This window comes from Paenibacillus sp. SN-8-1, assembly GCF_050995535.1.
In the GTDB taxonomy this organism is placed as follows: Bacteria; Bacillota; Bacilli; order Paenibacillales; family Paenibacillaceae; genus Fontibacillus.
In genome coordinates this window covers 1,437,936-1,450,113 of sequence record NZ_CP194782.1, presented here as the reverse complement: position 1 = coordinate 1,450,113, position 12,178 = coordinate 1,437,936, and the positions used below count along the sequence as shown (strand labels likewise).

3 protein-coding genes are annotated in these 12,178 nt (G+C 50.1%); all 3 read right to left on the bottom strand.

Annotated elements, in window-relative coordinates:
• Positions 1-2: 2 nt before the first annotated feature.
• Genes ACRRNK_RS06800 through ACRRNK_RS06790 form a run of 3 tightly spaced genes read right to left on the bottom strand, consistent with a single transcriptional unit; the run spans position 3 to position 11,907 of the window.
• Entirely contained in the window at positions 3-1,640 is a 1,638-nt protein-coding gene (locus ACRRNK_RS06800) for a type II CAAX endopeptidase family protein (protein WP_433946007.1), read from the bottom strand.
• 11 nt (positions 1,641-1,651) lie between these two features.
• Positions 1,652-2,905, bottom strand: coding sequence for an ACP S-malonyltransferase (locus ACRRNK_RS06795; RefSeq protein ID WP_433946006.1), 1,254 nt, complete (start codon positions 2,903-2,905; stop codon positions 1,652-1,654).
• Positions 2,902-11,907 (bottom strand): amino acid adenylation domain-containing protein, encoded by a 9,006-nt coding sequence (locus ACRRNK_RS06790; RefSeq protein WP_433946005.1) that lies wholly within the window; start codon positions 11,905-11,907, stop codon positions 2,902-2,904. The genes ACRRNK_RS06795 and ACRRNK_RS06790 overlap by 4 nt, the downstream gene beginning before the upstream one ends.
• Positions 11,908-12,178: the final 271 nt, after the last annotated feature.

The window sequence follows — 12,178 nt, the reverse complement described above, 5'->3', positions numbered from 1 at the left end:
GCTTAAAGTGATACGGCGGATTGAACAGCAGCCTGAACATGGGCCGAATTCGCATTCTTTTGATCGATTTCTCTACGCTTCCACAACCAATACATCGTGTAAATGATCACTACTGAGCTTGCCACCATCGCGATAACAATCCCTGCGGAGAAGGTGAGCTGTAATTTTTTCATCACAAAATACGTGCCGAACAAGATGATCTCGTTAATAATCGGAGCCCAAATGGAACGATACCATTCGAACAGCAGACCGAAGATCAGCGCCCCTGCCGAAGCATAAATCGTAAGCGGAATATCCCAGTTGAAGAACAAGCCGCCATAGATAATTCCCGTCACGATAATCGACATCGGAACCGAGAAAGCAGGGCGCAGCACATTATAGATCAATGCCCGGAAGTAGACTTCTTTGTACATCGAGTGAAGAATTAAGAAGGCGATAAATACCGGCAGCGAAGCCGTCGTCAAGTAGTCGAACAGCTGCTGAAACTGTGGGAAATTATCGGCGAAATAAGGGATTTTGAAAAAGCACTGCACCCAAACTCCCATCGCCGCTCCCAAAATGCCCATGACAATTCCGGCCCTAGGAGGGATAGCGGAAAAGTTGCACTCGACGATAAGACTTTTTTTATGGATGAGCCTCATCACCAGGTAGAACACGGCTAACGAGATCGTGTCAAAGAAAATAAAGCCAAGCACGTTATTCTCGCCCAGCCAGTTTGAGATGGAGGCGATACTCATAATATGGTTGTTCCAGACAAACAGAATCGGGTAGTAGATGACGACGTACAGTCCTGTCCACAACAGCAAATTGCCAATAACCTTGACGTAAGGAAGCTTCCGATCTTCCTTTCCCAGCACAACCAGACTGGAGACGATGACGAATAGGCACAGAGCGATAATGATGAGCAGCGTGGAAGGTGAGAAGCCTTCAATCACTTCATGCAGCCCGATTTGTTTCGACGTAAAAATAAAGGCATTCAGCAGCACGGCCGTCCATATGGTGGCCAGAATCGTCTTCATTTTCGTGTACATAATCCCGTACATAATAGCTAGGAAGAATCCTGTAACCTGAATCGAAGGGCTCGGCTGACAGTATCCATAGATCACGGCCTGTATCAGCAGAGCAACAAGAAAAGGAAGCTTGCCGCGCATCATGGAGAACAATATCCCTCTGAAGAAAATTTCTTCAAATAAAGGCCCGATAACGGCAAGTCCAAGCAAGGTCAGAATGAAGCTGTCAGAATTCATGAACAAATTAATGTAATCCTGCATGTCCGGGAAGTTGGTCTTCACGAAAGGAAGCTTCAGCAGGCAGATGAACAGCAGTCCTGCCGCAATCGCAACATACGTAGAGATCAGAAAGTCCTTCCCTTTTAAGCGTGAGAAATTGCACAGCTGCGAGACCTTGACGTAACGGTCTTTCAAGATCGACTTTTTAATAAGAAAGTAGACCGTGAGCAGCACGGCATCAATCGCAAACATGATGGAAATCCATAATGGCAGATTATGCATTAAATATTGTCCGTAGCTTCCGGAATTCGGAACCAGCACGTAATTGTGCAGAACCGCCACCGCGAGAAAGATTCCAGCCAGCAAAATAACTTCGCCCAACGTGATCAAATACGTTTTGAATGTTTTCATCCATACACCCCTTAATAGCTTTTCGCCAAATCATCTATGCTTCTGGCTGCCGTGCATCCTTCAGCGCACAAGCGGTTTAATCTACGCTGCTGCTCGTCCTCAGGCACCTTCTTCCCCTTCATGATCTGCAAAAGCAGTTCAATTGCCGTCTGCAGCTCATCATCTTGCTCAGACAGCGAACGTTCGCTGTGCTCCGCATGGGCATTCGCAAGCTCTGCCAGCTTATGAAATGGCTCCGCCACTTCACTTGCGTACTGCGCGGCGTCCTCACACCGATTCCGGCAGGAAACGGCATGCGCCAGACATTTTCCTAGTAAATCGCTGCTAGAATACTTCAGCGCCTGGATCTTGGGCAGATCATCTGCTTTATCCAGAGCATAGGTCCTGATATTCCGCGCAGTTCGCTTGGTTAGAGTGGACAACGTCGATTTCGGACCCAGTTCTAGCGCGTGTGATATCCCGCTGCGCTGCATAAATCTTGCGGTGTTAAGCCATTGAACTGGCTGCGTTAACTGCATGGCCAGCCCCGTCACAATGGACTCCGCATCCGTATAAGGCTTGGCCGTGACATTGGAAATGACGGGCCATTTCGGCATCTCTATTGACAGCCGGGCTAACTGCTCGCGGAAAGGAGCCACCGCTCCCTGCAGCAATCTGCTGTGAATGGGTGCCTGGATAGACAGGGGGATCGCCCTGCCTCCAAGTCCCTCCAGAATGGCAGCAAGCTGCTCCGTATCCGGCTTATAGCCCGAGATCACGGCTTGATCCTGCGAGTTGTAACAGGCAACATCTACAGGGCGGTCAGGGTAACTGCGATTCCAGTTCATCACTTCGCGCCTGGTAATCTGGATTGGAAGCTGCCTGCACGCAACCACTCCACTCTCCCCATGAACGGCCGTCTCGGTCATCAGCCTGCTTCGCAGGCACACAAGATCGAGCGCATCGATATAGCGGATGGCCCCTGCCGAGACCAGAGCGGCATACTCTCCTAGACTATGCCCAGCAGACAAGTAGGGTGTGATCCCCACTTCCTGCATATAGACGCGATAGGCTGCAACACTGCAAACGAAGATAGCAGCTTGTGCAGTCACTAGATCCATGTCCTGCTGAAGCGTTTCGCTTGTGCACACGTCATACAAGGAGAACCCCATTCGCTCGCTCGCTTCATCGAACGTCTCTCTGACGATCGGGTAGGCTTCGTGCCAGGATTGGCCCATCCCCGCATACTGGGTCCCAGATCCGGGGAACATCAAGGCGATTTTCATAAGCTTCTCTCCACCTTTCTGTCCTCGCTTGCCGCAGCGGCCTCCATGAATTGAATCTCGCCCGCGTACTGCTGAATGACGGTGCGAATAATACGAATATATTGACCGAATAATTCTTTCATTTTCAATTTCGATAGACGCTGATCGTTATATTCACAAAGCAAGTGAATCTGGTCATTCTCCGTATAGTAGGAGAACTGGATGTCAAATCTACTGCGATGTACATCACGGACTGGAACTGCCCCTCTCTGATAAAATAGAGGAAGTACAGCCTGCGGGGTCTCTTTGACTTTCACAGGCTGAATTTGCTCCAGCAGCAGTTCACTTGTTTGGCTAGCGCTCAGGGCGCTCTGAGCCATAGAGATCAAGGATGCGATCTCGCTTACTTGGCCCATTTGCAGCTCCAACATCTGGAAGGATCGCAAGGAATCAGAATGCACGATTGTGAGTTCCGTGCTCTTGGTAACAGCAGCTAGCAGATAAGCAAGGCTGGCCAGCAGCACAACCTGCCGCTTCGCATGCCCGGATTGCTCAAGTTCACCGAGCAATCTTGTTTCAAGCTCGCCTAATTGCAGCTTATATACCGCTTGCTGAGCAGCAGCCGTCTGCTGAACGAAATAATCGGTAGGCAGCGTCAAGTAGGAAAGCGGAGCTGCCAAATGCTGCTCACCTGCCTGCTTCATAAAGGCCGCCAGCTTGGAAATGGTCGGGTAAGCGAACAAATCGGTGACCTGGATTAAGCCCGGGTAGGATGCCTCAAGGCGAGTGTGCATCTGCAGGAGAAGCAGCGAGTGTCCGCCAATTTCAAAGAAATGTTCGTGGACACCGATACGTTCTCTGCCCAGCAATTGCTGCCACAGCATCACAAGCTGTTCTTCCAGTTCATTCTGCGCCGCGGTGTACGTATCGTCAGTCTCCGTTATCACTTGCAGGTGCTGCAGCTGTCTGCGATCCAGCTTTCCATTAGCGGACAGCGGCATTTCGGGTAGATACGCATACTGCGAAGGAATCATATAGTCAGGAAGCGCTCGCGAAAGCGAAGCACGTATAATCGATGAAGGAATCTGTTCCTTCGTCACGAGAAAGGCGCATAAATATGGATTACCTCCCCCATCCTCCTTCGCCAATACGGCGGCCTCCTGGACACCTTCAATCTCCAGCAATTTATGTTCGATTTCACCAAGCTCGATCCGGTAGCCGCGAATTTTCACTTGATGGTCAAGCCTTCCCAAGTATTCGATGTTGCCATCCGGCAGCAGCTTCGCCAAATCCCCTGTCCGGTACATGCGGGTGCCCGGCCGGAATGGATTCGCTGTAAACTTCTCCTCACTCAGCTCAGGCCTACCTAGGTATCCTCTGGCTAATCCCGCGCCGCCAATGCAGAGTTCGCCCGGGATCCCCGGCGGCAGCAGCCGGAGATGGCTGTCGACGACATACAGCTCGGTATTGTCGATCGGCTTCCCGATCGGTATGCTGCTCAGCTGCAGGCCTGTTCGGCATTCGAAATAAGACACATCCACCGTCGCTTCGGTCGGCCCGTACAAATTAATCAGATTTGTGCCATACCGCTCGCTCAGCAGCGATTGGAACCGCTCCACCTGATGTGCGAGCAGCGCTTCCCCGCTGGTAAATACGTAACGCAGACTCCGCAAGCGATCCAGACGCTCGGGTCTTGCTTCCAGATGCGCAAGGAACAAATGCAGCATGGACGGCACGAAATGCATCGTCGTTACCCGGCTTGTCTCAATCGCCTGAATAATTTGTTCCGGGTCCTTCTCTCCTCCGGGAACGAGGAAGTGCACGGCGGCTCCTGCCTGCGCCCACCAGAACAGTTCCCATACCGATACATCAAAGGTGAACGCCGTCTTCTGCAATATGACGTCCTCCGCTGTAAGCGGATATGCCTTCTGCATCCATGCTATCCGGTTGATCACCGAATGATGCTCGATCATGACCCCTTTTGGGTTCCCTGTCGAGCCCGATGTATAAATCACATAAGCCAAATTTCTAGCATGAGCTGCGGGCGGCAGATCGCTGGCATCGCCCTGATATAAACTTTCGTCATCAAGTGAAATGCGTTCTACGTCAAACTGTTCATTGTTAAACTGTTCGTCGTTAAACTCCACATGACCAAGCTGATCCCCGCGCACCAGCAGCAGCTTGGCCGCGCTGTCTTCCAGCATATAGCGGACACGCTCCGCCGGAGCATCCGGCGCAATCGGCAGATAAGCTCCGCCTGCCTTCAAGATCGCCGTGATGCCGATGATCATCTCAGGCGAACGTTCCAGCGCGATCGCAATAATGGTGTCTGGCTTCACTCCCCGTGAGCGTAGAACACGGGCCAACTGATTGGCTCTCGCGTTGAGCTTCCCATAAGAGAGCTTGCCATCGTCAAAGATAGCCGCTATCTGCTCAGGCCTGATCTTCGCTTGGGCTTCGATCCACTCATGAATAAGCTGGTTCTCCGCGTAAGGCACCGGAGAAGGATTGTTGGCTTGCAGCAGCTGCGATTGTTCTTCATCCGTTAACAGCTTTAGATCTCCAAGCCGCGTGTCCGGAACCGTAAGAATCTGATCCAGCAATCGAAGCAAATGAACGCCAAGCCGTTCTATCGTGTCTCTATGGAACAGATCCGTATTATATTCGAGTGCGAACGAAAGACCGCTCACCGTTTCAATCACTTCTATGGTCAGATCGAATTTGCTCGCCGGATTAATCAGCTGAGATCGGCTAAACTCGAGACCAGCCGCTTCCCAGTGTTCTTGAATCCCGATATTTTGCACCACAAATAAGACATCAAACAGCGGATTACGATTCATCTCGCGTGAGATATTCAGCTTCTGCAGCAATAGCTCCAGCGGATATTCCTGATGCTCAAAGGCGGATAGACTGTTCGCCTTGACCTCCTGCAGGAAATCTCTAAATGACTTGGATGCTTCCGGATAATTGCGCATAGCCAGCGTATTCACGAACATTCCGATCGCCTTTTGCAGATCGGGGTGATTCCTCCCCGAGACCGGCGAGCCAATGATAATATCCTGCTGACCCGTATATTGGGCGAGCAGCACGTTGCACACAGCCAAGAGAAGCATATACAGCGTTGTATTGGTTTCTTTAGCTAACGATTTGATTTGGTGATTGACACCTGGATCCAGCTCGAACGTATATCGGTCCCCTTTAAATGAAAGCGCCGAAGCTCGCTTCGTATCATGTGGTAATTCCGCAGACGGCAGAGGCTGCTGGAGCACTTCTCGCCAGTAGACCTCCTGCTTCTCCAAATGATCCGATGTCAATCGCTGAGACATCCAGTTCGTGTAATCTTTAAATTGGATATTCGGCTGAGGAAGCTCATTACCAGCGTATAACTGGATGAACTCCTCCATCAGCACGATGATCGATATCCCGTCCGAAATGATATGGTGCATATCACACACGATGACGTGGCGTTCCTCAGACAGCGCAATGATTTCTACCCGAAAGAGGGGAGCTTTGTGAAGATCAAAAGGCCGGATGAACGAATGAATCGCCGCATCAACGTTTTCTTCCGCTGCCGCACTAAAGGTAACAGGCAGCTCCACCGTGTGGGCAGCCATGATCTCCTGCCTTAGCTCTCCATCCTGCATACTGAATGAGGTCCGAAGCGTTTCGTGGCGATTCACAATCGCTTGAAAGGACTCCTTGACTCGGTCCACTTGAAGGCGGCCTCTGACCTCTATAGCAAAAGGTAGATTGTAGGCCGTTCCGATCCCTTCCATACGGTCCAAAATATATAACCTCGATTGTGCTGAGGACAGCGGATAAGAGCTCCCTGATTCCACAGCAGCAATAGGCTCATAGCCTTGCTGTTCAGCTTGTTCAATCCAGCCTGCCAGTTCCCGTATGGTCAATCGATCAAACATCTCTGCGAGTGGAAGTTCCACTTGAAAGATTTGATGAATCTTGGATACAGTTTGCGCCGCCTTCAGGGATTGCCCGCCCAGTTCAAAAAAGTCGTCGTCGATTCCCGGGCGTTCTACATTCAGCACCTCTTGCCAAATTTGGGCTAATGCTGTCTCTACTGCAGTCCGTGGAGCTGCGTATTCCTTCGCTAACGAGACATCACTGACGGCATTTATCAACGCTTTACGGTTGATTTTGCCATTATCGGACAAAGGCATGCTTGGCAGCTGTACAAAATAAGCAGGCACCATATAATCCGGCACATAGGTTTTCAAAAAGGCACGGAGTTCCGTGGTATCTAGGTTCTCATCGGCAACGAAATAAGCGTATAAATCGGTATGCTCGCTGCCTGTTGATTTCACAATCGCCGCCGCTTCCGTTATGGCTTCATGCTGAAGTAAATGGTGTTCGATTTCACCAAGCTCAATCCGGTAACCGCGAATCTTCACCTGATGGTCAAGCCTTCCCAAATATTCGATATTGCCATCCGGCAGCAGCTTCGCCAAATCCCCCGTCCGGTACATGCGGGTGCCCGGTCTGAATGGATTGGCTCTGAACTTCTCCTCACTCAGCTCGGGCCTACCTAGGTAGCCTCTGGCTAATCCCGCGCCGCCGATGCAGAGTTCGCCCGGGATCCCCGGCGGCAGCAGCTGAAGATGGCTGTCTACGACATAGAGCTCGGTATTATCGATCGGCTTCCCGATCGGTATGCTGCTCAGCTGCAGGCCTGTCCGGCATTCGAAATAAGACACATCCACCGTGGCTTCGGTCGGACCGTACAAATTAATCAGCTTTGTGCCATACCGCTCGCCCAGCAGCGATTGGAACCGATCCACCTGATGTGCGAGCAGCGCTTCCCCGCTGGCGAACACATAGCGCAGGCTCTGCAGGCGTTCCAGCCGCTCGGGCCTTGCTTCCAGATGCGCAAGGAACAAATGCAGCATGGACGGCACGAAATGCATCGTCGTGACCTGATTTGTCTCAATCGCTTGAATGATCTGTTCCGGGTCCTTCTCTCCTCCAGGAACGAGGAAGTGCACGGCGGCTCCGGCTTGCGCCCACCAGAACAGTTCCCATACCGATACGTCAAAGGTGAACGCCGTCTTCTGCAAAATGACGTCCTCCGCTGTAAGCGGATATTTCTTCTGCATCCACGCTATCCGGTTAATCACCGAATGATGCTCGATCATGACCCCCTTCGGGTTCCCCGTCGAGCCTGACGTATAGATCACATAAGCCAAATTTCTCGCATGAGCTGCGGGTGGCAGATCGCTGGCGTCGCCCTGATACAAGCTTTCGTCATCAAGCGAAATGCGCTCTACATCAAATGGTTCATCGACGTGATACTGATCGACGTTAAACTGTTCACCGTCAAACCGTGCATCGCCAAGCCCACCTCCGCGCACCAGCAGCAGCTTGGCTGCGCTGTCTTCCAGCATATAACGGACACGCTCCGCCGGAGCATCCGGCGCAATCGGCAGATAAGCTCCGCCTGCCTTCAAGATCGCCGTGATGCCGATGATCATTTCAGTCGAACGATCCAGCGCAATCGCAGTGATGCTGTCCGGCTTCACTCCCCGCGCGCGTAATACGCGGGCAAGCTGATTGGCTCTCGCGTTGAGCTCTCCGTAGGAGAGCCGCCCATCATCGAAGATAGCCGCCGTCTGCTCAGGCCTGATCTTCGCCTGGTGTTCGATCCACTCATGAATAAGCTGATTCTCCGCGTAGGGTACCGGAGCGGGATTATTAGCTTTCAAGAGCTGCGTTTGTTCTTCATCGGTCAGCAGCCGCAAGTCCCCAAGCCGCGTATTCGGGTTCAGGATGACCTGATCCAGCAATCGAAGCAGATGAACGCTGAATCGTTCTACCGTTTCCTTGCGGAACAGATTCGTATTGTATTCCCATACACCCTCAAGTTCGCTATCACCGCTTACAAACACATCCAACTTGAAATCTAACTTAGACGTACAACCAGGAAGCGGATAGTACGTTGCTTTTATAGCATCTGAGGCCAATGCCTGATACATATCCATTTGGTTATGCAGAATCACCATCGTGTCGAACAGCGGATTACGCGAAGGCTCCGTCATGCTGCCTGTTAAAGCGACGATTTCATCAAACGGATATTGTTGATTTCCGAAATCCTCCTGCATATGTGCGGTAGCCTGCTTAATATATTCGTCAAACGTTAGCCTTGCATCGATCTGAAACCGCACAGGTACATAATTCACAAAAGCGCCTAGCATCTGTTCCAGATCCGCATGCTGCCTGCCGGCCACCAAAGCGCCCACGATCATATCCTCTTGCCGCGTATAGCTATGCAGAAATATCGAATACGCCGTCAAGAGCAGCTCGTACAAGGACACGTTCCTTGATTTCATGAAATTCCGAAGCTGCTCAGCTGTTTCTCCGGGTATAACAAACCGGCTCGTGTCCCCGTCAAAGGTTTTTGTATGCGGCCTGCTGCCATCCAAAGGCATTTCCAGTACAGGAATTTCACCCTTCAATCGTTCAGACCAATACAATCGTGCCTGATCCAAATCCGCACCCTTCCATTGCTGCTTCGTCCATACCGCATAATCCCGATACTGCAAGTCGAGCGGCGGCAGTTCCTTGCCCTGATACAATTGCAGCCATTCCTGCAGCATGATTTGCGCCGAAATGCCATCAGAACAAATATGGTGAATATCAATGAGCAGAATCTTATAGGCTTCACTGCCCTGAACCTCAATCAGAAAGCTGCGGATTAATGGAGAAACGTGCAAATCAAATGGACGTATAAGCTGCTTAAGCACTTCTGTGACATCATGCTCACTTGCAGTCAGTGAACGGATTTGGATCTCAGCAGATGGATGTACAACCTGTCTGACATCGCCATCCACCATAGCGAATGTCGTGCGAAGCGATTCATGACGCTGGATGAGTCTTTGCAGACTACGTCCTAGTTGGACGACATCCAGAGCGCCTTCGATCTTGATTGCAAACGGCATGTTATAAGCAGTCCCAGCACCGCCAAATTGCTCCTGAATGTACATTCTGCGCTGCGATGGAGACACCGGATAGTGATCGGCAGGCTCCACATGGGTAATAGGCACATAGAGACTTGCTTCTGAATTTCGGACATAATCGGTAATCGATCTTACGGTAGCGTCATTACTGAAGCTTTGCGTGGGAATTTCCACATGGAATTGTCTGTGGATTCTGGCCAGCAATACGGCCGCTTTCAAAGAGTCCCCTCCATAATCGGCAAATAAATCCGTCACGCCGATCAGCGTTCCCTGTCCCAGCACATCCGACCATAGTTCGGCCATCTGGCTTTCCAGTTCGTCTGCTGGAGGCTCTTTCTCTATTTCCTCGGCTCTAGAGTTAAGCAGTTCTTCATAGTGAAGCACCTGGTCTGCGAAATCTCCGTTCACATACATCTCTGCCAGCTTGTAACGCTGCAATTTCCCGCTAGTCGTCTTGGGAATATGCCGGACAGGCAGAATGCAGGTCAGTTCCAGACCCATTTTCTTCGAAATATGCTTTTTAAGCTCCCAAACCGTTCCTGAATAGGAATCGCCGCGGCCGCGGTGCTGAAGAAACGCAACTACATCGTCTCTGCCTAGGGCCTGATTGGTAATTCCGCATATTGCGATTTTCCCCAGCTCAATGCCCTCAACCTCTTGTGCCAGCCATTCCAGATCATGAGGAAAATAATTGCGGCCATTTACAAAAATAATGTCTTTTTTTCTGCCGGTAATGACCAGCCTTCCTTGCCGCATGAATCCCAAATCGCCAGTCAGCAGCCAGCCGTCTTCGGTAAAGGCTTGCTTCGTAGCGGCGGCATTACGATAATACCCTCTTGTAACATTTCCTCCTTTAATCTGTATGTTTCCGACATAACTTTCGCCAAGCGGTGTGTTCGTGTCATCGCAAATTCGCACTTCGAGGTGGGCAATTGGATAACCTACATCAACGAAGCCAATGCTTGTCTCACTATCTGGTGAGGAATACTTCACTTCCTTTCCAAGGGCTAATTGTTTCCGTTCTACATAGACGGCTTGAAGTTCCTCATCTACTGGTGGAAAAGCAACAGCAACGCTCGCTTCCGCCATACCGTATACAGGAAACATGGCTTTCTTTTGCAAATGATAGGGTTCGAGGAGAGCTAAAAAGTCTTGTGCTAACTGTGGTGAGATTGGTTCGGCACCGTTAAATATATAGCGTATGGATGATAAGTCCCAATCGATGGCATTTTGCGGGTTAAAGTGGCTCATGAAGTGTTTGTAGCCGAAGTTAGGAGAGCAGATTTGTGTAATTTGATATTCGTGAGCTTTATGCAGCCAGAGGTGCGGCCTTAACAAGAACAGGCTTGGCTGCATCATCCATTGGTTCATTTGTCCGACAAGAGGGGATAAATGAAATCCGATCAATCCCATATCGTGTGTAAGCGGCATCCAGCTTAATGACCTATCTGAAGGCGCTGCTGCGGAGCATGTCAGAATGTCTTCGATATTGATAAGCAAATTGCGATGAGTCAAGATGACGCCTTTGGGATCGCCAGTGGAGCCAGATGAAAATTGAATGAGTGCGGTATCATCCGGGTGCGCGGTATGTGGGATTCCTTTCTCGGACAAGCCGGACAACATCTCGTCCGCATCCCAAAGTCGCTGCAGTAACTCCCGTGTCTGCAGATTCGGGGAATCGTGCCCTAAATGTTCGGTAAATGAATGAAGAAGATCGGGTGATGCGATTACAGGAGGCTTTTCAGTAATTTCCCATACTCGCTGTACTTTCAAGCGGTGTTCAGGTGTCGTTCCGACTGTGACAGGGACAGGAATTATCCCTCCGAGCTGGCAGGCCCAAAAAAAAGTGAGAAAACTTCGTGGCTCCTCAATTTGAAATAGGAGTTTGTCTCCGGGGCGTAATTCTCGTTCTTGCAATTGGTATAGAAGCATTAGCGATTCGTTGTAGAGCTGTCGATAGGTTACAGGTAAATCTTTATTTCTATCGATAAAGGTAATCCCTTTATCCGTTCGGGCACTTATCTCCAATGATTCTATTAATGTTTTGTTATGCATACATTGCCCCCTTTAGGATGAAAGCGCATACTACAATTGGGAAGTACTCCCTTAGCAAGCAAACAACACGGCGTGCAAAGGATTGCACAAATTAATTACATTACTGATCGGCTAGAACATAAATGCTAATTTTTGTATTTAGCTTTATGTTAAAGATAATCGAATTCTATCTAAAATATCAAGCAAAAAATACTAAAAATTTGACTATAATTCTGTTTATGAGACTTTAAAATTAGTTTATTTTTTACTTCATAGGAAAATAGAACCAACT

Excerpts from the sequence above, each read along its gene's own strand:
- ACRRNK_RS06795 (WP_433946006.1), bottom strand. The coding sequence starts at position 2,905 with ATGAAAATCGCCTTGATGTTCCCCGGATCTGGGACCCAGTATGCGGGG.
- ACRRNK_RS06800 (WP_433946007.1), bottom strand. The coding sequence starts at position 1,640 with ATGAAAACATTCAAAACGTATTTGATCACGTTGGGCGAAGTTATTTTG.
- ACRRNK_RS06790 (WP_433946005.1), bottom strand. The coding sequence starts at position 11,907 with ATGCATAACAAAACATTAATAGAATCATTGGAGATAAGTGCCCGAACG.